The organism is Acidiphilium multivorum AIU301 (assembly GCF_000202835.1).
GTDB lineage: Bacteria > Pseudomonadota > Alphaproteobacteria > Acetobacterales > Acetobacteraceae > Acidiphilium > Acidiphilium multivorum.
The window spans coordinates 1,009,164-1,032,308 of record NC_015186.1 but is presented as its reverse complement, the minus strand read 5'-3'; the positions used below and the strand labels follow the sequence as shown (position 1 = coordinate 1,032,308).

General features: G+C 70.1%; 19 protein-coding genes. 11 read left to right on the top strand and 8 right to left on the bottom strand.

Annotated features, from left to right (window positions below; all coding sequences use genetic code 11):
- Positions 1 to 165: 165 nt before the first annotated feature.
- Positions 166 to 351, bottom strand: a complete 186-nt coding sequence (locus tag ACMV_RS20750) for a hypothetical protein (protein WP_148360991.1) — start codon at positions 349 to 351, stop codon at positions 166 to 168.
- Here ACMV_RS20750 and ACMV_RS04465 point away from each other — a divergent pair.
- From ACMV_RS04465 to ACMV_RS04415, 11 genes are all read left to right on the top strand, one after another.
- On the top strand, positions 338 to 679 hold the full coding sequence (locus ACMV_RS04465) for a DMT family transporter (protein ID WP_013639678.1): 342 nt from the start codon (positions 338 to 340) through the stop codon (positions 677 to 679). The two genes, ACMV_RS20750 and ACMV_RS04465, sit on opposite strands and share 14 nt — an antisense overlap.
- 174 nt (positions 680 to 853) lie before the next feature.
- The gene (locus tag ACMV_RS04460; RefSeq protein WP_007422474.1) at positions 854 to 1,798 is read left to right on the top strand and encodes an ABC transporter substrate-binding protein; all 945 of its coding nucleotides are present in this window, start codon (positions 854 to 856) and stop codon (positions 1,796 to 1,798) included.
- Positions 1,799 to 1,860: 62 nt separating this feature from the next.
- Positions 1,861 to 2,721, top strand: coding sequence for a choline ABC transporter permease subunit (choW, locus tag ACMV_RS04455; RefSeq protein ID WP_007422475.1), 861 nt, complete (start codon positions 1,861 to 1,863; stop codon positions 2,719 to 2,721).
- Positions 2,718 to 3,971: a quaternary amine ABC transporter ATP-binding protein gene (locus tag ACMV_RS04450; protein WP_011941908.1), complete on the top strand. Its 1,254-nt coding sequence runs from the start codon at positions 2,718 to 2,720 to the stop codon at positions 3,969 to 3,971. The genes choW and ACMV_RS04450 overlap by 4 nt, the downstream gene beginning before the upstream one ends.
- A gap of 14 nt (positions 3,972 to 3,985) precedes the next feature.
- Positions 3,986 to 5,449 (top strand): betaine-aldehyde dehydrogenase, encoded by a 1,464-nt coding sequence (gene betB / locus ACMV_RS04445; protein ID WP_011941909.1) that lies wholly within the window; start codon positions 3,986 to 3,988, stop codon positions 5,447 to 5,449.
- 14 nt (positions 5,450 to 5,463) lie between these two features.
- On the top strand, positions 5,464 to 7,122 hold the full coding sequence (gene betA / locus ACMV_RS04440) for a choline dehydrogenase (RefSeq protein ID WP_011941910.1): 1,659 nt from the start codon (positions 5,464 to 5,466) through the stop codon (positions 7,120 to 7,122).
- A 123-nt stretch (positions 7,123 to 7,245) separates the two neighbouring features.
- Positions 7,246 to 8,499, top strand: a complete 1,254-nt coding sequence (locus ACMV_RS04435) for a sarcosine oxidase subunit beta family protein (protein ID WP_011941911.1) — start codon at positions 7,246 to 7,248, stop codon at positions 8,497 to 8,499.
- Between the two features lie 11 nt (positions 8,500 to 8,510).
- On the top strand, positions 8,511 to 8,765 hold the full coding sequence (locus ACMV_RS04430; protein WP_007422480.1) for a sarcosine oxidase subunit delta: 255 nt from the start codon (positions 8,511 to 8,513) through the stop codon (positions 8,763 to 8,765).
- On the top strand, positions 8,762 to 11,758 hold the full coding sequence (locus ACMV_RS04425; protein ID WP_013639677.1) for a sarcosine oxidase subunit alpha family protein: 2,997 nt from the start codon (positions 8,762 to 8,764) through the stop codon (positions 11,756 to 11,758). The genes ACMV_RS04430 and ACMV_RS04425 overlap by 4 nt, the downstream gene beginning before the upstream one ends.
- Entirely contained in the window at positions 11,751 to 12,311 is a 561-nt protein-coding gene (locus ACMV_RS04420; protein ID WP_013639676.1) for a sarcosine oxidase subunit gamma, read from the top strand. The genes ACMV_RS04425 and ACMV_RS04420 overlap by 8 nt, the downstream gene beginning before the upstream one ends.
- Before the next feature lie 75 nt (positions 12,312 to 12,386).
- Positions 12,387 to 13,757: an L-serine ammonia-lyase gene (locus tag ACMV_RS04415; RefSeq protein ID WP_007421934.1), complete on the top strand. Its 1,371-nt coding sequence runs from the start codon at positions 12,387 to 12,389 to the stop codon at positions 13,755 to 13,757.
- A 250-nt stretch (positions 13,758 to 14,007) separates the two neighbouring features.
- On the opposite strand, the gene ACMV_RS04410 is transcribed toward ACMV_RS04415, so the two are convergent.
- The 7 genes from ACMV_RS04410 to ACMV_RS04380 are packed head-to-tail and all read right to left on the bottom strand — an operon-like array spanning position 14,008 to position 23,061.
- The gene (locus tag ACMV_RS04410) at positions 14,008 to 14,778 is read right to left on the bottom strand and encodes an adenine nucleotide alpha hydrolase family protein (RefSeq protein WP_013639675.1); all 771 of its coding nucleotides are present in this window, start codon (positions 14,776 to 14,778) and stop codon (positions 14,008 to 14,010) included.
- Positions 14,775 to 15,851, bottom strand: coding sequence for an electron transfer flavoprotein subunit alpha/FixB family protein (locus ACMV_RS04405; RefSeq protein WP_013639674.1), 1,077 nt, complete (start codon positions 15,849 to 15,851; stop codon positions 14,775 to 14,777). Before ACMV_RS04405 ends, ACMV_RS04410 begins: the two co-directional genes overlap by 4 nt.
- Positions 15,848 to 17,695, bottom strand: coding sequence for a (Fe-S)-binding protein (locus ACMV_RS04400; RefSeq protein ID WP_013639673.1), 1,848 nt, complete (start codon positions 17,693 to 17,695; stop codon positions 15,848 to 15,850). Before ACMV_RS04400 ends, ACMV_RS04405 begins: the two co-directional genes overlap by 4 nt.
- A complete protein-coding gene (locus ACMV_RS04395) occupies positions 17,695 to 19,731 on the bottom strand; it encodes an NADH:flavin oxidoreductase (protein WP_013639672.1) in 2,037 nt (678 codons plus the stop codon). Before ACMV_RS04395 ends, ACMV_RS04400 begins: the two co-directional genes overlap by 1 nt.
- Positions 19,728 to 20,702 (bottom strand): GlxA family transcriptional regulator, encoded by a 975-nt coding sequence (locus ACMV_RS04390; RefSeq protein WP_013639671.1) that lies wholly within the window; start codon positions 20,700 to 20,702, stop codon positions 19,728 to 19,730. Before ACMV_RS04390 ends, ACMV_RS04395 begins: the two co-directional genes overlap by 4 nt.
- Positions 20,702 to 21,793: a hybrid-cluster NAD(P)-dependent oxidoreductase gene (locus ACMV_RS04385; RefSeq protein WP_007422824.1), complete on the bottom strand. Its 1,092-nt coding sequence runs from the start codon at positions 21,791 to 21,793 to the stop codon at positions 20,702 to 20,704. Before ACMV_RS04385 ends, ACMV_RS04390 begins: the two co-directional genes overlap by 1 nt.
- Complete coding sequence (locus ACMV_RS04380; RefSeq protein ID WP_011941920.1) at positions 21,790 to 23,061, bottom strand: aromatic ring-hydroxylating oxygenase subunit alpha; 1,272 nt, start codon at positions 23,059 to 23,061, stop codon at positions 21,790 to 21,792. Before ACMV_RS04380 ends, ACMV_RS04385 begins: the two co-directional genes overlap by 4 nt.
- Between the last annotated feature and the right edge of the window lie 84 nt (positions 23,062 to 23,145).

The window sequence follows — 23,145 nt, the reverse complement described above, 5'->3', positions numbered from 1 at the left end:
CAACGTCAATCCCTGTTCATTTTCTTCCGCGATTATTCGATCTTTTCGCAATTGTATAAATTCTACGTGTACATCGCCACGTCTTGAATCGAATCGCTGTTTCGCTTGTTCAGATCCGACATTTCCTCCCCGCGCGACAAAATGCCGCGCCGCAAAATTTCGTTCTCAAAGCAAAACGAGTCCGGATCGCGCGGCGTCGGCCGTCGCACCCGTCATTATTCCGCTTCCCGATTTTCCTGAAATTTCCAGCAATTCCGCGATGATGTCAAACCGTCGCGGGCCTTTCCGGCGTCGTCGCGGGTTGACCGCCCCCCGCTTTGCGTCGATCATCGGCGGGATGAACGAGCTCAAGTCCTACTTCCTGCTCGCCATCGCGATCGCGTGCGAGGTGGCGGGAACGTCGTTCCTGAAGGCCTCCGACGGCTTCACCCTGCCGGTCCAGACGATCGGCACGCTGATGTTCTACGCAGCCGCCTTCTACCTCCTTGCGATCATCGTCAGGACGATGCCGATCGGCGTCGTCTACGCGATCTGGAGCGGCGCGGGCATCGTGCTCATCAGCGCCGTCGGCTGGCTCCGGTTCGGACAGTCGCTGTCCCCCGCCACGATGTTCGGCATCGCCGTCATCGCCGCCGGCGTCGTCATCGTGAATCTCTCCTCGGCCGCGCCGCCCCACTGAAGGGTGCGCCGCACAAACGGAACCATGCAAGCCCGGCGTCGGTTCCATGCAAGACAGTCCGTCGTCTATCATACGCTATACGCATGAAAGAACGATGAAAAATTCCAGGGACAGGGCAGGGACAGGCCGGTCGCGGGACCGCAACAGGGACTTTCAACGGAGCAGAGGAAAACAATGAAAAAATACACAATCGGCGCAGCGCTGGCGTCAATCACGATGAGTCTGGGCATCGCCCACGCGGCGGTTCCCGCCTCGTGCAAGACGATCCGCATGGCCAATATCGGCTGGACCGACAATGTGGTCCAGAACGCGGTCTTCTCGACGGTCGCCCAGGCGCTCGGCTACAAGACCGACATCAACCTCTACTCGCTGGAGGTGATGTATGCCGGTCTCAGCAACGGCAAGATCGACGTCTTCCTCGACAACTGGACACCGTCGCAGAACCCGACCACCACGCCCTACGAGAAGAAGCACGAGATCGACGTCATCGGCCCCGACCTCAAGCACGCCAAATACACGCTCGTGGTGCCGCACTACCTCTACGAGAAGGGCCTGAAGACCTTCGCCGACATCCACAAGTTCGCCAAGGAACTGAACTACAAGATCTACGGCATCGAGCCGGGCAACGACGGCAACCTGCATATCCTCGCCATGATCAAGGCGAACAAGTTCGACCTCGGCAAGTTCCATCTCGTGCAGTCGAGCGAGGCCGGCATGCTCGCCGAGGTCGCCCGCAAATACCCGAAGAAGAAGGACATCGTCTTCCTCGGCTGGGAACCCGAGCCGATGAACGTCGAGTTCCACATCAACTACCTCACCGGCGGCCGGGACTATTTCGGTCCTCACAAAGGCGAGGCGACGCTCTACATCAACACGCGCCACAACTACGCCAAGGACTGCCCGAATGTCGGCGTCCTGCTGCACCATTTCTACCTGTCGGTCGGCGACGAGAACAAGATGATGTACGACGTCCAGGTCAAGCATCAGGAGGCCCCCGCCGTCGCCGCCGCCTGGCTGAAGGCGCATCCCGCCTGGGTCAAGAAAACCCTCGACGGCGTCACCACGGTCGACGGCAAGCCGGGCGCGGCGGCGGTGCTCGCCAGCCTGAAGTCGGACTGAAACGGGTGAACCTCCGGCGCGCGGCGGCCCTCCACCGCGCGCCGGATCACGGAGGCTGACCGATGAACGGGCTAGATGGCGTCCAGCACTGGATCGTCCACCATGTCATCCCCCTCGGGGCATGGGCGACGGCGGCGATCGACGCGCTGAAAAACAACTTCCAGGGATTCTTCAACGTCCTTTCGGATGTGCTGGGTTTCCTGCTCGACAACACGACCGGCGCGCTCAACTGGGTCTCGCCGCTCATCCTGATCGTGATCTTTGCCGGACTGACCTGGTATTTCAAGAAATCCTGGAAGCTCGCGCTGTTCGTGCTGATTGCGCTCACCTTCGTGCTCAACCAGGGCTACTGGGGCCGGACGATCGAGACGCTCTCGCTGGTCGCCTACGCCACCCTCGCCTGCATGCTGATCGGCGTGCCGCTCGGCGTCGCCGCCGCGCACCACCCGACGCTCTACCGAATCCTGCGCCCCGTGCTGGACCTGATGCAGACGCTGCCCACCTTCGTCTACCTGATCCCGACGCTGGTGCTCTTCGGCCTCGGCAGCGTGCCCGGCCTGATCTCGACGGTCGTCTTCGTGGTGCCCACCCCGGTCCGCCTCACCTATGTCGGCATCGTCAACGTCCCCCGCCCGCTGATCGAGGCGGGCCAGGCCTTCGGCGCCTCGCCCTGGGAACTGCTCTGGAAGGTCGAGATCCCGGCGGCCATGCCGACGATCCTCGCCGGTCTCACCCAGGTCATCATGCTGAGCCTGTCGATGGTGGTCATCGCCGCGCTGGTCGGCGCCGGCGGTCTCGGCGAACCCGTGGTCGAGGCCATGGAAACCGTGCAGATCGGCCGGGGCTTCACCTCCGGTCTCGCTATCGTCATCGTGGCGGTCATCCTCGATCGGGTGTTCCGGCCGGAGCGCGAAAACGCATGAGCACCGAATTCGCAGCGCGTTTCGAGAATGTCGACATTCTCTTCCCGCCCGCCGAGGGCCGTGCCGGCCGCACCCGGCTCGCCGCCGCCACCGCCATGCTCGATGCCGGCAAGACCCGCGCCGACATCATCGAGTCCACCGGCGTCGTCGTCGGCGCCGCCGATGTGAATCTCGAGATCGCGAAAGGCGAGATCTTCGTCATCATGGGCCTGTCCGGCTCGGGCAAGACCACCGTGCTGCGCGCGGTCAACGGCCTGAACCGGATTTCCCGCGGCCGCATCCTGATCCGCCATGGCGACCAGACGGTCGACATGACCAACCCCGCCCCGGCCGCGCTGCGCGCCCTGCGCAACCGCGCGGTCTCGATGGTCTTCCAGCAATTCGCCCTGCTGCCCTGGCGCACCGTCCGCCGCAATGTCGAACTCGGCCTCGAACTGCGCCGCACCGGCGCCGCCGAAACCCGCGAGGCGGTCGACCGCTGGCTCGATCTCGTCGGCCTGCTGCCCTGGGCGGAGAAGCACGCGCATGAGCTTTCGGGCGGCATGCAGCAGCGCGTCGGCCTCGCCCGCGCCCTCGTCACCGACCCCGACATCCTGCTGATGGACGAGCCCTTCTCCGCGCTCGACCCGCTGATCCGCAACAAGCTGCAGGACGAGCTGCTCTCCCTGCAGCAGAGCATGCACAAGACGATCATCTTCGTCACCCACGATCTCGACGAGGCGCTGAAACTCGGCAACCGCATCGCGATCATGAAGGACGGCCGGGTGATCCAGGTCGGCGCGCCGGAAGACATCGTGCTGCGTCCCGCCACCGACTATGTCGCCGAATTCGTCCGCCACATGAACCCGCTCACCGCCATCCGCGCCGCCTCGCTGATGCGCCCGCTCGATACCGGGGACGATGCCCAGGGTGCCCAGTTCAGCTTCACCGACGACCGCTCGCACTACCGCCTCTCGCTCCGCCCCGACGGCACGCTGGACGGTCTTTCCTGCAACGGCGCGGCGATCGCCGTCCATCCGGTCGATGGCGAAACCGCGACACCGGAAGGTGCCGTCGGCATCGTCGAGACCACGCATCTGCTGAAGGATGTCGTCGAGCAGCGCCAGCGCAGCGGCCATCCCGTACTGGTCGCCGAAGACGGCTGCATCGTCGGCTGGTGCGGCGCCAACGAGGTGCTCGACGCCCTCACCCATGCCGGCCGCGCCACGATGACCGACGCGAGCCCCACCCCCGCCCTCGCCCCCAGCTGAACCGGAGCCCTGCCATGACAGGCGAACCCCGCCGCAACTTCATCGCCGGCGGCCCGTGGTCGCGCGCCGGCCTCGCGCGTTTCGAAACCCGCAACCCCGCCACCGGCGGCGTGCTGGCCGAGATCGAGATCGCCGACGCCGAAACCGTCGCCGCCGCCGTCGCCGCCGCGCGCGAGGCCCAGCGCGCCTGGGCCGCCACCCCCGCGGCGGCACGCGGGCGCATCCTGCTGCGTGCCGCGTCGATATTGCGGGAACGCAACGACGAACTCGCCCGCACCGAAACGCTCGATACCGGCCGCCCGATCGCCGAAACCAGCGTTGTCGATGTCATTTCCGGCGCCGAATGCCTCGAATATTTCGGCGGTCTCGCCGCCTCGATCACCGGCGAGTCGGTCGATCTCGGGCCCGCCGCCTTCGGCTACACCAGGCGCGAGCCGCTCGGCGTCGTCGCCGCGATCGGCGCCTGGAACTACCCGCTGCAGATCGCCTGCTGGAAATCCGCCCCCGCCCTCGCCTGCGGCAACGCGGTGATCTTCAAGCCCGCGCCGCAAACCCCGCTGACCGCGTTCGAACTCGCCGCGATCTACCGCGAGGCCGGCCTGCCGGACGGGCTGTTCAACGTCGTCAACGGCTTCGGCGAAACCGGCCTCGCCCTCGTCCGCCACCCCGACGTCGCGAAAATCTCGCTCACCGGCTCGGTCCCCACCGGCAAGGCCGTCGCCGCCGAGGCCGCGGCCAGCCTCAAGCGCGTCACCCTCGAACTCGGCGGCAAATCCCCGCTCATCGTCTGCGCCGATGCCGATCTCGACAGCGCCGCCGCCGCCGCGATGCTGGCGAATTTCTACTCCTCCGGCGAAATCTGCTCGAACGGCACGCGCGTCTTCGTCCACCGCTCGGTGCACGACCGTTTCGTCGAAACCCTCGCCGCCCGCGCCCAGCGCCTCGTCATCGGCGATCCGCTCGATCCCGCCACCGAGATCGGCGCGCTGATCTCGCCCGAACACGCCGACCGCGTCATGGGCTTCATCGAGGCCGGCCTTCGCGAGGGCGCGCGCCTCGTCTGCGGCGGAAAGCGCCGGACCGAGGGTGTGCCCGCCGGCAACACCTTCATCGAACCCACCATCTTCGCCGGCTGCGCCGATGGCATGACGATCGCGCGCGAGGAAATCTTCGGCCCCGTGATGTCGGTCCTCGCCTTCGACGACGAGGACGACGCCATCGCCCGCGCCAACGCCACCCCCTACGGCCTCGCCGCCGCCGTCTTCACCCGCGATCTCGCCCGCGCCCACACGCTCGTCGCCCGCCTTGAAGCCGGCACCTGCTGGATCAATCATTACAATATCACACCGATCGAGCTTCCCTTCGGCGGCATGAAGCAGTCCGGCTACGGCCGCGAGAACAGCCGCGCCGCGATCGACGCCTATACCGAGATCAAGAGCGTCTACGTCGCCCTCGCGCCCGTGGACTCCCCTTACTGACGAGGCGTTAGAAAATGCCCAGCGAATACGACTACATCATCGTCGGCGCCGGTTCCGCCGGCTGCGCGATGGCGAACCGCCTCACCGAGGATGGCAACGCCACCGTGCTGCTGCTCGAATTCGGCGGCTCCGACCGCTCGCCCTTCATCCAGATGCCGAGCGCGCTGTCGATCCCGATGAACACCAGGAAGTACGACTGGGGCTATCACAGCGAGCCCGAGCCGCATCTCGGCGGGCGGCGGATGCACACGCCGCGCGGCAAGGTGCTCGGCGGCTCCTCCTCGATCAACGGCCTCGTCTACATCCGCGGCAACGCGATGGATTTCGAGCACTGGGAGGAAATGGGCGCGCGCGGCTGGGGCTGGCGCGACGTGCTGCCCTATTTCCGCCGCGCCGAAACCCGTGCGGAGGGCGGCGACGCCTATCGCGGCGATTCCGGCCCGCTGCACACCAGCTACGGCCGCCTCGCCAACCCGCTCTACCGCGCCTTCATCGAGGCCGGGCGCCAGGCCGGCTACCCCGTCACCGACGATGTCAACGGCTACCAGCAGGAAGGCTTCGGCCGGATGGACATGACCGTCCATCGCGGCCGCCGCTGGAGCACGGCGAACGCCTATCTGCGGCCGATCCGCAACCGCCCCAACCTCACCCTGCACGCGCGCAGCCTGGTCTCGCACATCGTCTTCGCCGGCAAGGCGGCCAGCGGTGTCGCCTATCGCCGCTTCGGGCAGGACATCGTCGCCCGCGCCCGCCGCGAGGTGATCCTCGCCGCCGGCGCCATCAACTCGCCGCAACTGCTCAAGCGGTCCGGCATCGGCCCCGCCGCCGAACTCGCCGCGCTCGGCATCGACGTCGTGGCCGACCGTCCCGGTGTCGGCGAGAACCTGCAGGACCACCTCGAATTCTACTTCCAGGTCGCCTGCACCCGGCCGATCACGCTGTATTCGGCGATGAACCCGCTCGCCAAGGCGATGATCGGCCTGCGCTGGCTGCTGTTCCACGACGGTCTCGGCGCCACCAACCATTTCGAGAGCTGCGGCTTCATCCGCTCGCGCCCCGGCGTCGAATACCCAGACATCCAGTATCACTTCCTCCCCGTCGCCATCCGCTACGATGGCCGCGCCCACGCCACCCAGCACGGCTTCCAGGCCCATGTCGGCCCGATGCGCTCGAACAGCCGCGGCTGGGTCCGCCTGCGCGACCGCAATCCCGCAACCCCGCCGCGGATCTTCTTCAACTACATGAGCGAGAAGCAGGACTGGGCGGACATGCGCGCCTGCGTGCGCCTCACCCGCGAGATCTTCGCGCAGGAGGCCTTCGCTCCCTTTCGCGGCGCCGAAATCGCCCCTGGCGCCGATGTCACCACCGATGCGGAGATCGACGCCTTCATCCGCGGCGCCGTCGAAAGCGCCTACCACCCCAGCGGCACCTGCCGCATGGGCGATGCCGCCGATCCGCTCGCGGTGGTCGATCCCGAAACCCGCGTCATCGGCGTCGAGCGCCTGCGCGTCGCCGATTCCTCGATCATGCCGCGCATCACCAACGGCAATCTCAACGCGCCCACCATCATGATCGGCGAGAAGGCGGCCGACCACATCCGCGGCCGCGACCCGCTGCCGCCGAGCAACGCGCCGTTCCATCGCGCCGAACGCTGGCAAACCGCCCAGCGCTGACAGCCGGTGAGCGGCACGGCGGAAATGATCAGACGCATGTCGCTTCGATACAACCCCGGCGGCGTATCGCGCGATGTGCGGCGCGGTCCGGCATGGCATTGTCACTGCCGACAGGAGTTTTGAATGCAGCGTTTTTCCGCCCTTGCCCTCATCAGGCGCGCGCTCGACGGCCAGGCCGGCTGGCAGGCCCAGTGGCGCGATGCCGCCCCGAAGCCCGGCTATGACGCGGTCATCATCGGCGGCGGCGGCCACGGCCTCGGCACCGCCTACTACCTCGCCCGCAAGCACGGCATGCGCAACATCGCCGTGCTGGAAAAGGGCTGGATCGGCGGCGGCAACACCGGCCGCAACACCACCATCATCCGCTCGAACTACCTGTTCGACGAAAGCGCCGCACTCTACGACCACGCGCTGAAACTCTGGGAAGGCCTCTCGGCCGACCTGAACTACAACGTCATGTTCTCGCAGCGCGGCGTGCTGATGCTCGCCCACAACGTGCACGACGAACAGGTCTTCCGCCGCCACGTCCACGCCAACCGCCTCAATGGCGTCGACAACGAATGGCTCACCCCCGAACAGGCGAAGGCCTTCTGCCCGCCGCTGAACATCGCCCCCGGCATGCGCCACGCGGTCACCGGCGGCGCGCTGCAGCGGCGCGGCGGCACGGCGCGGCACGATGCCGTCGCCTGGGGCTATGCCCGCGCCGCCAGCGCCCTCGGCGTCGACATCATCCAGAACTGCGAGGTCACCGGCATCGACCGCGACGCCGCCGGCCGCGTCAGCGGCGTGCAGACCACCCGCGGCCCGATCGCGACGAAGCGCGTCGGCGTCGTCGCCGCCGGCAACACCTCGGTGGTGATGGCGATGGCCGGGCTGCGCATGCCGCTCGAAAGCTTCCCGCTGCAGGCGCTGGTCTCCGAGCCGGTGAAGCCGTGCTTTCCCTGCGTCGTCATGTCGAACACGATCCACGCCTATATCAGCCAGTCGGACAAGGGCGAGCTGGTCATCGGCGCCGGCACGGACGCCTACATCTCCTACAGCCAGCGCGGCGCGTTGCACATCTCGATGCACACGCTGGAGGCGATCTGCGAGCTGTTCCCGATGTTCCGCCGCATGCGCATGCTGCGCAACTGGGGCGGCATCGTCGACGTCACGCCGGACCGCTCGCCGATCATCGCGAAAACGCCGGTCCCCGGCCTCTACGTCAATTGCGGCTGGGGCACCGGCGGCTTCAAGGCCACGCCCGGCTCCGCCGATCTCTTCGCCCACACCATCGCCCGCGACGAACCGCACCCGATCAACGCGCCCTTCAGCCTCGAGCGTTTCGCCGAGGGCCGGCTGATCGACGAGGCCGCCGCCGCCGCGGTCGCGCACTGAGGAGTCCCGCCATGCTGCTGATCCCCTGCCCGCATTGCGGCGACCGTCCGGAAATCGAGTTCGCCTATGGCGGCGAGGCCCACCGCGTCCGCGCCGCCGACCCGCGCGCCGTCGATGACGCGGGCTGGACCGACTATCTCTACATCCGCCGCAACGCCCGCGGCGATTTCGAGGAACGCTGGCGCCACGCCCATGGCTGCGGCCGCTTCTTCAACCTCCGCCGCAACACCTACACCGACATGATCGACCGCGGAGCCGCACGATGAGCCAGAGCTTCCGGCTTGCCGAGGGCGGGCGGATCGACCGCTCCCGCACCCTCGCCTTCCGTTTCGACGGCCGCGCCTATGCCGGCCATCCGGGCGACACGCTGGCCTCGGCCCTGCTCGCCAACGGCGTCCACCTGGTCGGCCGTTCCTTCAAGTATCACCGTCCGCGCGGCATCCTGACCGCCGGCGCCGAGGAGCCGAACGCCCTGGTCGGCGTCGGCCGCGACGAGGGGCACTACACCCCCAACCTGCGCGCGACCCAGGTCGTCCTGCATGACGGCCTGGTCGCCGAAAGCCAGAACCGCTCCCCCTCGCTCGAACGCGACTTCGCCGGCCTCACCGACCTGTTCTGGAAATTCATCCCCGCCGGCTTCTACTACAAGACCTTCATGTGGCCGAAAGCGGCGTGGACGCGGTTCTTCGAGCCGCGCATCCGCGCCATGGCCGGCCTCGGCCGCGCCCCGGAGGCGGCGGACGCCGCCTGCTACGCCCAGCGCTACGCCCATTGCGACGTGCTGGTGGTCGGCGCCGGCCCCGCCGGCATCGAGGCCGCCCTCGCCGCCGCGTCCTCCGGCGCGCGGGTGATCCTGTGCGACGAACAGGCCGAGCTTGGCGGCGCCCTCCTCGCCGAGACGGATGCGACGCTCGATGGCACCAATGCCGCGAGCTTCCTCGCCACCCGCCTGAGCTGGCTGCAGGCCGCCGGCCAGGTCACCATCCTGCCGCGCACCATCGCCTTCGGCTATTTCCCGCACAACATGATCGGCCTCGCCCAGGACCTCACCGATCATCTCGGCGAACCCGACGACACCCAGCCCCGCGGCCGGCTCTGGCAGGTCCGCGCCCGCGAGGTGGTGATCGCCACCGGCGCCATCGAGCGCCCCCTCGCCTTCCCCGACAACGACCGCCCCGGCATCATGCTGGCCGACGCCGCGCGCACCTACGTCACCCGCTACGGCGTGCTGCCGGGCCGCAACGCCGTCGTCTTCACCGCGCACGATTCCGCCTATGCTGCCGCCCTCGCCCTGCACCGCGCCGGCGCCCGCATCGCCGCGATCGCCGATCTCCGGCCCGATCCGTCCGGCGAACTGGTCGAGGCCGCCCACGCCGCCGGCCTGCCGGTCCGCCCCGGCTGCACCCTCACCGGCACCGAGGGGCGGCTGCGCGTCACCGCCGCCACCATCGCGCGGCGCGATGGCGGCGCCGGCGAGCGCCTCTCCTGCGACCTCGTGCTGATGTCCGGCGGCTTCACCCCGAGCGTGCATCTCTTCTCGCAGAGCCGCGGCAAGCTCCGCTTCGACCCCGCGCTCGACGCCTTCATCCCCGGCGAGCCGGCCGAGGCCTGCCGCGCCGCCGGTGCCGCCGCCGGCACCACCTCGCTGGCCGACGCCCTCGCCTCCGGCCGCGCCGCCGGCGAGGCGGCGGCCGCCGCCGCCGGCTTCACCGCCCCGCCCGCCGCGACGATCGCGGTCGCCAACGCCCCCGCCGCCACCGGCGGCTTCCTCGGCGCCACGCCGCACGGCCGCAACCCCGGCTCGGTCCGCGCCTTCATCGACTTCCAGAACGACGTCACCGCGAAGGACATCTCGCTCGCCCTGCGCGAGGGCTTCCGCTCGGTCGAGCACGTCAAGCGCTACACCACCAACGGCATGGCGACCGACCAGGGCAAGCTCTCCAACATGAACGCGCTCGGCATCATGTCGGCCGAGCTCGGCCGCCCGATCCCCGAGATCGGCACCACCACCTTCCGCATGCCCTACACGCCGGTCCCCTTCGGCTATTTCGCCGGCTACGCCCGCGGCACGCTGTTCGAGCCCGAGCGCCACACCCCGATCCACGACTGGGCGGCGGAACAGGGCGCGGTGTTCGAGGATGTCGGCATCTGGAAACGCGCCCGCTACTTCCCGCGCGGCGGCGAGACGATGCGCAGCGCCGTCGCCCGCGAATGCCGCGCCGTGCGCGCGAGCGTCGGCATCTTCGACGCCTCGACCCTCGGCAAGATCGAGGTCGTGGGGCCGGACGCCGCCGAGTTCCTCAACCGCATGTACGTCAACGCCTGGACCAAGCTGAAACCCGGCCGCCTGCGCTACGGCGTGCTGCTGCGCGAGGACGGGTTCGTGATCGACGACGGCGTCATCGGCCGCCTGTCCGACACCCGCTTCCACGTCACCACCACCACCGGCGGCGCCCCGCGCGTGCTCGCCATGATGGAGGACTACCTGCAGACCGAGTTCCCCGAGCTCGATGTCTGGCTCACCTCCACCACCGAGCAATACGCGGTCATCGCCGTCCAGGGCCCCCGCGCGCGCGACGTGATCGCCCCGCTCGTCGAGGGGGCGGACATCTCCGGCGCCGCCATGCCGCACATGAGCATGGTCGAATGCCGCGTCGCCGGCATCCCGGCCCGGCTCTTCCGCGTCAGCTTCACCGGCGAGCTCGGCTTCGAGATCAACGTCCCCGCCGATTACGGCCGCGCCGTCTGGGAGGCGGTGTTCGACGCCGGCCGCCGGCACGACATCACCGCCTACGGCACCGAGACGATGCACGTTCTGCGCGCCGAGAAGGGCTACATCATCGTCGGCCAGGAGACCGACGGCACGGCGACGCCCGACGATGTCGGCCTCGCCTGGGCGATCGGCAAGGCGAAGCCCGATTTCGTCGGCAAGCGCGCGCTCGACCGCGCCGCCTTCGCCGGCCAGACCGGGCGCAAGCAGCTCGTCGGACTGTTCACCGAGCCCGGCGATATCGTGCTCGAGGAAGGATCCCACCTCGTCGCCGATCCCAGCCGGCCGCCGCCCGCCGAGATCCTCGGCCACGTCACCTCCGCCTACTGGAGCGAGACGCTCGGCCGCTCCATCGCCCTCGCCCTGGTGCGCGGCGGGCGCGACCGCATCGGCGACACGCTGCACGTGAAACTCGCGGACCGCGCGATCCCGGTCCGCCTCACCGATCCGGTATTCTACGACCGTGAAGGAGCCAGGCTCGATGGCTGACGTGATGCAGACCCGCCTCGCCTCCCCGCTCGCCGGCCTCGTCGGCGACCGCCGGGTGCGCGAGATGCCCCGCGCCACGCGCGTCTCGCTGCGCGTCAAGCCGGCCGCCGTCGAGGCCGCCGGCGCGGCGCTGGGGGTCGATCTCGCCCTCGGGATGAACCGCGCCACCGAGTCCGGCGCCCGCACCGCGATCCGCCTCGGACCGGACGAGTTCCTGCTCCTCGCCCCCGTCGCCGACACCTGGGAGGCGTTCGAAGCCGCCCTCGCCGCAGCTCTCACGCCGCGCGACTACGCGCTGGCCGACATTTCCCACCGCCAGCTCGGCGTCTCGATCGAGGGGCCGGACTGCACGGCGATGCTCAACGCCCTCTGCCCGCTCGATCTCGACCTCGCCGCCTTCCCCGTCGGCATGGCCACCCGCACCCTGTTCGGCAAGGCCGACATCGTGCTCTGGCGCACCGCCGAAACCCGCTTCCACATCGAGGTCTGGCGCTCCTTCGCCCCCTATCTCTGGGGCCTTCTCGCCGCCATCGGGCGGGAGTATCCCGACTAGGGCTTCCCCCGGCCGGATCGACCCATCCGGCCGGACCAGGCGGCCAGCCCCATCAAGCAACAGAAGCATCAAAGCATGATCAGCGTCTTCGACCTGTTCAAGATCGGCATCGGCCCGTCCTCGTCGCACACCACCGGGCCGATGCGCGCCGCGCACCGCTTCGCCGCGACTCTCGCCGAGGCCGATCTGCTGCCCCGCACCGCGCGCGTCACTGTCACCCTGCTCGGCTCGCTGGCCTGGACCGGCAAGGGCCACGCGACCGACAAGGCGGTGATCCTCGGCCTGTCCGGCGAGGCGCCCGAAACCGTCGACCCCGACCGGGCGGACGCCCTGGTCGCCGCCGTCGCCGCGGCGCGCCGCCTCACCCTCGCCGGCCGGCACGAGATCGGCTTCGACCCGGCGGCGGACCTGGTCTTCGATTTCGAAACCGCCGCCCCCCGCCACCCCAACACGCTGGAACTCACCGCGCACGACGCCGCCGGCACCCTCCTCGCCCGCGAGCGCTGGTGCTCGGTCGGCGGCGGCTTCGTGCTGCGCGAGGACGAACCGGCCGATCTCGGCGCCATCACCGACGACGTGCCCCACCCCTTCGCCACCATGGAAGAGCTGCTGCGCATCGGCGCGGCGACCGGCCTGTCCATCGCCGCGATCGTCCGCGCCAACGAAACCGCGCTGCGCCCGCCGGAGGCGGTCACCGCCCATATCGACCTGGTCATCGACGTGATGATGAGCGCCATCGAGCGCGGCCTCGCCGCCGAGGGCATGCTCCCCGGCAGCCTGCGCGTCACCCGCCGCGCCCGCGCCCTGCGCGCCCGGCTGGAGGCCGATTCCAGCCGCAACGATCTCGCACCCCACGAGCCGATGGACTGGGTCAGCCTGTTCGCGATGGCGGTGAACGAGGAGAACGCCGCCGGCGGGCGCATCGTCACCGCGCCGACCAACGGCGCCGCCGGCGTCATCCCCGCCGTGCTGCGCTACTATCGCGACAGCTGCCCCGGCGCCAGCCGCGCCGGCCTGCACGATTTCATCCTCACCGCCACCGCGATCGGCGGCCTGTTCAAGACTAACGCCTCGATTTCCGGCGCCGAGGTCGGCTGCCAGGGCGAGGTCGGCGTCGCCGCCTCGATGGCCGCCGCCGGCCTCGCCGCCGCCCGCGGCGCGACCAACGCGCAGATCGAGAACGCCGCCGAAATCGCCATGGAACACCATCTCGGCATGACCTGCGATCCGGTCGGCGGCCTGGTGCAGATCCCCTGCATCGAGCGCAACGCCTTCGGCGCGATCAAGGCGATCAGCGCCGCCTCCCTCGCCGCCCGCGGCGACGGCTCGCACCGCGTCTCGCTCGATCAGGTCATCGCCACGATGCGCCAGACCGGCGCCGACATGAACACGAAATACAAGGAAACCTCGCTCGGCGGCCTCGCCGCCAATTTCATCGAGTGCTAGAGCGCTTTCCGATCCACCCGGATCGAATGTAGCGCTCTGTCATATCGATGAAACGCGCTTTCCGATCCACCCGGATCGGATGCAGCGCTCTGTCATATCGATGAAACGCGCTTTCCGATCCGGACGGATCGGATGCAGCGCTCTGTCATATCGATGAAACGCGCTTTCCGGTCCGGATGGATCGGATGTCGCGCTCTGTCACATCGATGAAGCGGGCATGATCCGGCAGGATCGCAAGGTGCTCCGGGCGTCAGGCCTTGCGGGGCCTGAACCGCGCCACGAACTCGAGGATCGCCGCCGCCGCCTCGTCCGGCGCCGGCCGCAGCATCACCCGCCCGCCGGCATCCCGCGTCTCGCTCACCGCCTGCAGCCGCGCCTCCGCCGAACCGCCGCCGCCGACATCGCCGATCAGCTTCGGCCGCGCCCGGTAGGGCCGGATTTCCGCTCCTTCCGGCAGCGCCGCCGGCAGCGCCGCCGGTCCCGCCACCTCGCTCACCCGTCCCGCCAGCCGCGCGCGATGCACATAGGGCAGCGCCGCCGGCGCCGCCGGATGCACGGTGATCACCGCCGCCCCGCGCACCGTGGCCGCCCGCCGCCCGCCGCGCGGCAGCGCCTGCGTCACCGTCATCTCGCCGCCGGCAATCCCGGCCCCGATCGCATCGGCGACGATCGGCCATCCCAGCGCCCGCGCCAGCCGATAGGGCAGCAGCCCGCCATCCGCCCCGCCCCGGCCGCGCCGGCCCGCGAGGATCAGGTCCGGCAGCCTTCCCTCCAGCGCCGCCACCAGCGCGCCGAGCGGATCGTCCGCCGCTCCGGCCGCAACCAGCGTCAGCCCGTCGATCCCGTGCCCCAGCGCGTCCAGCACCGCCTCGTCGCGCCCGCCGGCATGCAGCCCCTCGACCGCGCCGCCCGCCCCGGCGATCTGCCGCGCCAGCGCGATCGCCTGCAATTCCGCCGGCACCGGGCAGGGCGCGCCCGTCGCCGGATGCCGCCCGGCGGACAGCAGCACGACGATTCTCATGCCTCGGCTCCCAGAAGCGCGAGCAGCGCCGGCAGCACCGCCTGAGCATCCGCGACCACCGCCAGGTCCGCCCGCGCGATCATCGCCGCGTGCAGGTCGGTATTCACCGCGACCACATGCTCCACCGTGCCGATCCCCTGCAGATGCTGCGGCGCGCCGGAAATCCCGAACGCCACGTAGCAGTCGGCGTTGAGCACGGTGCCCGACGCGCCGACCTGCATCGCCCGCGGCAACGCGCCGGCGTCGCACACCACCCGGCTCGCCCCCGGCGTCGCCCCGAGCGCGCGCGCGAGATCGAGAAACCCCGCGAAATCCGTCACCCCGTTCCCCGCCGCGATCACGAATCCCGCCTCGTCCAGCCGCACATTCGCCGCCTCCACCGGCAGGGGCGACAGCCGCACCGCCATCGCCGCATCCCTCGCCGGATCAGTGGGCTGATCGACCGGCGCGGCCGCATGCGCCGCCCCGCGCCAGGGCGCGATGCGGTCGGCCGCGATGCTCAGCAGGCGCGGCGGCGCCACCCGCCATTCCGCCCGCCCCGCGGCAGCCGGGCGGATCGCCTGCCGCGCCGACAGGCTCTCGACCGCGTCGAACAGCGCCTCGTCGCAGAGTGCCGCCACCCGCCGCGCCAGATCCCCGCCATCCGCGCTCTCGGCGAACACCACATGGCGCGGCCGATGCGCGCCGATCGCGGCGGCGACCGATGCCGCCAGCGCCGCCGGATCGTCCCGCGCCGGCAGCACCATCACCCGGTCCGCCCCCGCCGCACCCGCGTCCTCCGGCAGGCCCGGCGCCAGCAGCACCACCGCCGCCGTCCCGCCGCCATCGAGCAGCCGCGCCGCCCCCAGCACCTGCCGGTCATGGCGCGACAGCACGCCGCCCGCCATCTCCACCACGGCGAACACCAGATAGGCCGGGTCCGCGATCGTCACGACCGGCGCCGCCGCCGGCGCCACCGTGGCGCCCTGCGCGACCGCCCCGCCGCGATGCGTCCGGTCGATCCGCCGGCGCGGCGCCTCGGCCACCACCACCGCCGCGCGCTCGGCCCGGGGATCGCGCCGCTTCGCGCTCACGCCCGCGCCTCCACCGGCACCGTGGCCATCGCCGCGTGCACCAGCTCGGCAATGTCGCGCACCTCGGGCCGCGCGCCCGTCACCCCCTCCAGCATCGCGGTGCAGCCCGGGCACGCCACGGCGACGATGTCCGCCCCCGTCTCCCGCGCCTGCGCCATCCGCAGATCGGGAATCCGCCGCTCCCCCGCGATGTCCGAAACCGGCGCGCCGCCCCCGCCGCCGCAGCAGAACGAGGCCGCGCCATGGCGCTCCATCTCGCTCACCGCCAGGCCGATCCGCCCCAGCACCCGCCGCGGCGCGTCATACTCGCCGTTATAGCGGCCGAGATAGCACGGGTCGTGATAGGTCACCGTCCCGCCGGATGCCGCCTCCGGCCGGATCGCGCCGGTGCCGATCAGCTTGTCGATCAGCGCCGTATGGTGCTGCACCGTATAATGCCCGCCGAACGCCGGATATTCCTGCCGCAGCACATGCAGCGCGTGCGGATCGGCGGTGACGATCCGCCCGAACCGCCTTGCCGCCAGCGCCGCCACATTGGCGCGCGCGAGGCGCTCGAACCCCGCCTCGTCGCCGAGCCGCCGGGCGAGGTCGCCGCAATCGCGCTCCGCTTCCCCCAGCACCGCGAAATCCAGCCCCGCCGCCCGCATGATCGCCACCAGCGCCCGCAGCGTCCGCCCATAGCGCGCGTCGAACGCCCCGTCGCCGAGCCAGAGCAGGATGTCGGCGCTCTCGCCCTCGCCCAGCACGCGCAGCCCGCCGGCGGCGAAATCGAGCCGCCGCCCGGGCTCGAACCCGCCCGGATTGAACGCGTAGCGCAGCTCCGAAAGCACCTGGTCCGCCTTGCCCGGCGCCGCACCGGCGTCCAGCGTCAGATGCCGCCGCAGATCGACCACCGCGTCCACATGCTCGATCATCATCGGGCAGGCGGATACGCAGGCGCGGCAGGTCGTGCAGGCGAACAGCGTCTCCGCGTGCAGCCGCCCCAGCACCGGGCCCGGCGACGAAATGCCCGGATGCGGCGAGCCGGCATAGGCCGGCGCCTCCGGATGCAGCGCCGTCGCCAGGTCCTGGATCAGCGCCTTCGGGTTCAGCTTCTGCCCGGCGGCAAAGGCCGGGCATGCCTCTTCGCACCGCCCGCACTGGATGCAGGCATCGAACCCCGCCAGCCGGTTCCAGGCGAAATCGCCGATCGCCGCCACGCCGAAGTTTTGCGCCGGCAACAGCCCGCTTGCTGCTGCGCCCGCGAAGCGCTCAGGCCGCGGATGAGCCGCGAGATGCACCGCCCCGGCCAGCGCGTGCCGCATCGGCCCGGTCCCGATCCCCGCCACCAGCCGCGCCCCGCCCCAGGCGGCAAGCCCGATCCCCGCCAGTGCGGGCAGCCACAGCCCGAGCAGAATGCCGAGCGAGGCCAGGAACCCGCCCGCCGCATAGGCAGCCAGATCCCGCGCCAGCCCCTGGAACGCCCCGCCGGAGAGCGACGCCGGCCGCGCCGGCTGCCGCCTCTGCGCGACCAGCCGCGCGCCGAAAATCGCGAAGCCGAAGCCGAGCGCGGCCAGCAGCCAAAGCATTTCCGCGCCACGCAGCGCCGGGATGATGCCCAGCAGCACCAGAGCGGTGCCGCCGAGCAAGCCCCCGGCGATCGCCTGGTGCATCCGCGCCGCCGCCGCCCGCCGCGCCACCACGCCATGCACATCCACGAGATAGCGCCGCGGCAGCGCCGCCAGCCCGCGCGCCCAGTCCACCGGCGCCGCCCCGCCCCGCCGCCACGATGCGGCGAGACGCAGCCCCTGCGCGACCACCCCGGCCAGCAGCAGCCAGGCCAGCAGGACGAACAGGCCCGCCATCAGAAATCCTTGCAGAGGCGCAGCGCGTCGTAGATCGCGGCGTGGATGTTGCGCCCCGCCGCCGCATCGCCGATGCGATACAGCGCGTATCCGTCCTCCGGCCAGGGCTGCGCCCGCCCCGCCACCAGCGCGCCGGCATCGATCCGCCCCCGGTTGACCGACCCCGCCTTCAGCGGATCATAAAGCGCGTCATCCGGCAGCGTGCCGAAATCGACGACGACATGATCCACCACCCGCTCCTCCTCGGCGAGATCCATCGTGTTGAGCAGCACCGCGACCAGCCGGTTCTCCTCCCGCCGCACCGCGAGCAGGTCGAGATTCGGCGTCATGATCACGTCATGGCGGTAGAGTTCGCGCAGATGGATCGGCTGGTTGGTGGTGCCGACCTCCTCGGCCGCCATCCGGTCGCCGGTCGCGAGTTCCACCAGCGCGCCGCGCTTCGCCAGGAACTCGGCGCAGGAGGCGGCGTTGTGCTGCCCCATCCCGTCATAGAGCAGCACCGAACCGCTGAGCGCGATCCCGTCGCGCAGGATCGCGGCGGTCGTCGTCACCAGTTCCGCCCCCTCCATGAAGCCCGGATTGGGCACGCCGCCGGTCGCGAGAATCACGATGTCCGGCCGTTCCGCCAGCACCATCGCCGCATCCGCCGCGACACCGAGCCGCAGATCCACGCCGAGCCTGCGCACCTGCGCGCCGAGCCAGCGCGGAATCCCCGACAGCGCCTCCCGCCATCCCGCCTTCGCGGCGATGTTGATCTGCCCGCCAAGCGCCGTCTCCCGCTCGAACAGCACCACCTCGTGGCCGCGCTCCGCACTCACCCGCGCCGCCTCCAGCCCGCCCGGCCCGCCGCCGACGACAACCACCCGCCGCCGCCGCGCCGCCTTGCCGATCACGTGCGGCATCGTCGCCTCGCGCCCGGTCGCGGCGTTCTGGATGCACAGCGCATCCGCCCCGGTATAGATCCGGTCGATGCAGTAGCCGGCGCCGACGCACTGGCGGATATCGTCCTCCCGCCCGTCCTGCAGCTTGCGCGCGAGATGCGGGTCGGCGATGTGCGCCCGCGTCATCGCGATCATGTCGACATGCCCCTCCGCCACCGCGCGCGCGGCGGTGGCAAGGTCGGTGACCCGCTGCGCGTGGAACACCGGCACCTCCACCTCGCGGCGGATCGCGCTGGCCAGCGGCAGGAAGGGCGCGACCGGAAACGACATGTTCGGCAGCGACACCGCATGCGCCAGATGGTCCCGCGCCTGCCCGCCGAGCACGTTGATGAAATCGACCAGCCCGCGCCGCGCATGCGCCTCGGCGATGGCCACGCAATCCTCGTGGCTCAGCCCCTCGGCCAGCATCTCGTCGCCCGACATGCGGATGCCGATCAGGAAATCATCCCCCGCCGCCGCCCGCATCGCCTCGAGAATCTCGAAGCCGAACCGCATCCGGTTCTCCAGCGACCCGCCATAACCATCGCCGCGGTGATTGACCGAGGGCGACCAGAACTGGTCGACCAGGTGCCCGTGCGCCGCCGAGAGCTCGCAGCCATCGAGCCCGCCCTCGCGGGCCCGCCGCGCCGCCGCCGCGAAATCGGCGACCACCCGGTCGATATCCTCCTGCTCCATCTCCCGCGGGATCGACCGGCTCGCCGGCTCCCGCCGCGGCGAGGCGGAAAGCGTCGGCAGCCAGTTCTCGGTATCCCACCGGGTCCGCCGCCCCATATGCGTGAGCTGGATCATCAGCGCCGCGCCATGCGCATGCACGCGTTCGGAAAATTGTTGAAAATACGGAATGACACTGTCATCCGCGACCGATATCTGGTTCCACGGCGCCGCCGGGCTGTCGAGCGAGACGGAGGACGATCCGCCGAACATCGTCAGCCCGATGCCGCCCTTCGCCTTTTCCGCGTGGTAGAGCTGGTAGCGCTCCTGCGGCTTGCCGTCCCGGCCGTAGCCCGGCGCGTGGCTCGTGCTCATGATCCGGTTGCGGAACGTCGTCCGGCGGATCGTCAGCGGGCGGAACAGCGCCTCGGCGTGGGCGATCATGCAATGCCTCCAGGCCGCCGCTCGGCGCGCGGCGGATGTCCGAAATAATCGTGATAGGCGCTGGCGAAATGCGTGCTGGAGCCGAACCCGCAGGCCATCGCCACATCGGTCACCGGCACCCGCAGCGATTGCAGCATCCCCTGCGCCCGCTTCAGCCGCCGCGCCCGGATGAACGCCGCCGGGCTCTCGCCGACATGGGCGCGGAACAGCCGCTGCAACTGCCGCAGCGAAATGCCGAGCTCGCCGGCGATCTCGCCGAGAATCTGCTTTTCCCCAAGCCGCGCCTCGATCATCACCATCGCCCGCGCCAGCATCGGCTGCCCGGCATGGCCGCGGTCGTCCTTGTCGAGCGGCTGGCGCTCGGCACTCGGGCGGATCCGGTCGAGGACGAAAATCGCCCGCACATGCTCGGCCACGTTGCGGCCGAGCCGCGCCTCGATCAGCGCCAGCATCATGTCGAGCGGCCCGGTGCCGCCGGTGCAGGTCAGCCGGTTGCGGTCGAGCACGAACAGCTCGTTGACCAGTTCGATCTCCGGAAACTCGGCGCGCATCGCCGGCATGTCCTCCCAGTGGACGGCGCAGCGATACTCGTCGAGCAGCCCGGCGGCGGCGAGCGCGAAGGTGCCGGTGCAGAGCGCGCCGAGCGGCGTGCCCGCCCGCGCCGCGCGGCGCAGCGCCGCGAGCACCGGCCGCCCCACGGCCGAGCGCACGTCGAGCCCGCCGCAGACGAACAGGATATCCGGCGCCGGCCCTGACTCCGGCGCCGTCACCGCGCCGAGGCTCAGCCCGTTGCTCGCCGTCACCGGCGCCTCGCCCACCGCGTGCAGGCTCCACCGATACACCGCCCGCCCGGCGCAGCGATTGGCCATCCGCAGCGCCTCGATCGCATTGGCCACCGCGATCATCGAATAGTTCGGCAGCAGCAAGAAGCCGAAATGCGACAGCGCGGCGGGGTTCAGCGGCCGCGGCATCAGCGTTCGATCACGAGATCGGTCAGCGGCGTCGAGCAGCAGATCAGGATCATGTCCTGGTCGATCTCGCGCTGGCGGATGCCGCCCTGGTGCTTCATGTCCACCCGTCCCGAGACGAGCTTGCTCTTGCAGGTGCCGCACACGCCCTTGGTGCAGGACGAGGGCAGCCGCATGCCCGCCTCGCGCGCGGCGGCGAGGATATGCTGCCCCGGCGCCACCCCGATCGTCCGGCCGGACTTGCTGAACGTCACCTCGAAGGTTTCCGCCCCCTGCGCGGCCAGCACCTCCTCGACCGGCGGCGGCACGCCGAAATCGAAGCTCTCCTCGTAGTAATACCGCATGTCGTAGCCGAGGCCGACGAGCCCGTCGCGCACCACCTGCATGTAGACCGGCGGCCCGCAGTTGAAGATCCAGCGCTCGGCGAAATCCGGCGCCAGCAGCGAGAGCAGCTGCGGCGTCACCCGCCCGCGCGGCCCGCCCCAGCGCCCGCCGGCGCCATCCGCCTCGCACACCGGAATCACCCGCAGGTTCGGCATCTGCCGCGCCATCACCGCGAGCTCGTCGCGGAAGATGATGTCCTCCGGCGTCCGCGCGAAATGGATGAACACGATGTCCGCATCCGGTGCGAGGTCCTGATGCGCCCGCGTCATCGACATCAGCGGCGTGATTCCCGAACCGCCCGAGAGGAACAGGTATTTTTCTCCCGGCGTCGCCACGAAGCTGAAATCCCCGAGCGGCCCGATCGCGCGGATCTCCATCCCCGGCCGCAGATTGTCGTGCAGCCAGGGCGAAACCGCGCCGCCCGGCTTGCGCTTCACCGTGATCGAGATCTGGTCCGGCCGCGTCGGGCTGGAGGCGATCGTGTAGCAGCGCTGCACGATCTCCCCGCCCACCGGCACGTCGAACACGAGGAACTGGCCCGGCCAGTAGCTGAAGCGCGACGGCGTGCGGCTGACGAAGGTGAAGGTCCGCACGTCGTGCGTCTCCAGCCGCGCATCGACGCAGACCAGCACGTCGTCGACCTCAGGGTCCCAGACGGACAGGCTGCCGTCGCGCGCGGCACGGCAGCGCTCGGCCGGCGTCATGTTCATCGCGCCGGCTCGATCCCGAGATGCGCCGCCATGCGGCGGACATACCAGTTGGCGAAAGCCTCGACCTGGCCTTCGGTTTCCGCCGAATACGGCCCCGGCACATAGCCGGCGCCCGACGCCCCCGCCTGCGCGAGGCCGACCAGCGCGCCATCCTGCAGATTGGTCTCGCGCCACACCCGGATCAGGTTCTCGAGGTCGTAATCCACGCCCTGGATCGCGTCGCGATGCACCAGCCACTTGGTGCGCAGCAGCGTGCGGTCCGGCGAGAGCGGCAGCACCGAGAAGGTCACAATGTGGTCGCTCATGAAATGGTGCCAGGAATTCGGCTGGGTATGGAACGAGAGATCGCCGAGCCGCTTCTCCTTGGCCTGGCCGAGCAGGCGCCGGCTCGCCACCTTGGTGTCCAGCGTCTGCGATTCGCCATCGCGGTCCATCGGCATCCGGCCGATCCGGAATCCCGAGACCATGTCGTCGAGATGGCCGATCTCCTCGGAGGGAAACCCGCTCGCCGCCCAGGCGCTGCACGACTGCGCGACCATGTCGTCATAGTTCCGCCGCAGCGCCGCGCGCGCCGGGTCGTCCTCGCGCGCATCGAAGCCGAAGCCGAACTCGAAGATCGAGGTGGTCAGCTCCGGATGGTTCAGCGCGCAGTGATAGCACTCGCGGTTGTTCTCCATCGTCAGCTTCCAGTTGCCCTCCTCGATCAGGTCGATCTGCTGGGCCACCTTGCAGTTGGCGATCTCGTGCGGCGCTATATATGGCCCGACGATCCGCGCCATCTCGTCGAAATCCGCCGGCGGCTCCTCGGCGAGGCAGACGAACAGCAGCCCCTCCAGCGAGCGGAGATGGATTTTCTTCAGCCCGTGGCAGGAATGATCGAAATCCTCGCCCATGTGCTCGGCATGCACGAGCGCGCCGTCCAGCCCGTAGGTCCAGGCGTGATACGGGCAGACCAGCCGCCCCACCGTCGCCTTCTCGGTCGAGACCAGCCGTGCCGCGCGATGCCGGCAGACATTGTGCATGGCGTGGATCGCGCCGTCGTCGTCGCGGCAGATCAGGATGTCGTTGTCGCCGATCTTCAGCGTCATCACGTCGCCCGGCTCGGGAACATCCGGCTCCACGCCGACGAAAATCCAGTGCCGGTTGAAGATGTACTCGAGATCGGCGCGGAAGACGTCCGGATCGGTATAGAAATCCCGCTCCAGCATGTAGCCGCGGCGGCGCCGGGCCACGAGGTCACGAAGTGCAGGGGAAGCGACATCCGCCATGGCGTTCACTTTCAAAAAGGGTCAGAACCCGGCGACGGAATGTGACGGTTCGGTGTATCAGCGTCTTTCGTTTTTGCGACATCG

Coding starts and splice junctions, on each gene's coding strand:
- ACMV_RS04465 (WP_013639678.1), top strand. CDS start 338: ATGAACGAGCTCAAGTCCTACTTCCTGCTCGCCATCGCGATCGCGTGC.
- ACMV_RS04460 (WP_007422474.1), top strand. CDS start 854: ATGAAAAAATACACAATCGGCGCAGCGCTGGCGTCAATCACGATGAGT.
- choW (WP_007422475.1), top strand. CDS start 1,861: ATGAACGGGCTAGATGGCGTCCAGCACTGGATCGTCCACCATGTCATC.
- ACMV_RS04450 (WP_011941908.1), top strand. CDS start 2,718: ATGAGCACCGAATTCGCAGCGCGTTTCGAGAATGTCGACATTCTCTTC.
- betB (WP_011941909.1), top strand. CDS start 3,986: ATGACAGGCGAACCCCGCCGCAACTTCATCGCCGGCGGCCCGTGGTCG.
- betA (WP_011941910.1), top strand. CDS start 5,464: ATGCCCAGCGAATACGACTACATCATCGTCGGCGCCGGTTCCGCCGGC.
- ACMV_RS04435 (WP_011941911.1), top strand. CDS start 7,246: ATGCAGCGTTTTTCCGCCCTTGCCCTCATCAGGCGCGCGCTCGACGGC.
- ACMV_RS04430 (WP_007422480.1), top strand. CDS start 8,511: ATGCTGCTGATCCCCTGCCCGCATTGCGGCGACCGTCCGGAAATCGAG.
- ACMV_RS04425 (WP_013639677.1), top strand. CDS start 8,762: ATGAGCCAGAGCTTCCGGCTTGCCGAGGGCGGGCGGATCGACCGCTCC.
- ACMV_RS04420 (WP_013639676.1), top strand. CDS start 11,751: ATGGCTGACGTGATGCAGACCCGCCTCGCCTCCCCGCTCGCCGGCCTC.
- ACMV_RS04415 (WP_007421934.1), top strand. CDS start 12,387: ATGATCAGCGTCTTCGACCTGTTCAAGATCGGCATCGGCCCGTCCTCG.
- ACMV_RS04410 (WP_013639675.1), bottom strand. CDS start 14,778: ATGAGAATCGTCGTGCTGCTGTCCGCCGGGCGGCATCCGGCGACGGGC.
- ACMV_RS04400 (WP_013639673.1), bottom strand. CDS start 17,695: ATGGCGGGCCTGTTCGTCCTGCTGGCCTGGCTGCTGCTGGCCGGGGTG.
- ACMV_RS04395 (WP_013639672.1), bottom strand. CDS start 19,731: ATGATCGCCCACGCCGAGGCGCTGTTCCGCCCGCTGACGATCCGCCGG.
- ACMV_RS04390 (WP_013639671.1), bottom strand. CDS start 20,702: ATGCCGCGGCCGCTGAACCCCGCCGCGCTGTCGCATTTCGGCTTCTTG.
- ACMV_RS04385 (WP_007422824.1), bottom strand. CDS start 21,793: ATGAACATGACGCCGGCCGAGCGCTGCCGTGCCGCGCGCGACGGCAGC.
- ACMV_RS04380 (WP_011941920.1), bottom strand. CDS start 23,061: ATGGCGGATGTCGCTTCCCCTGCACTTCGTGACCTCGTGGCCCGGCGC.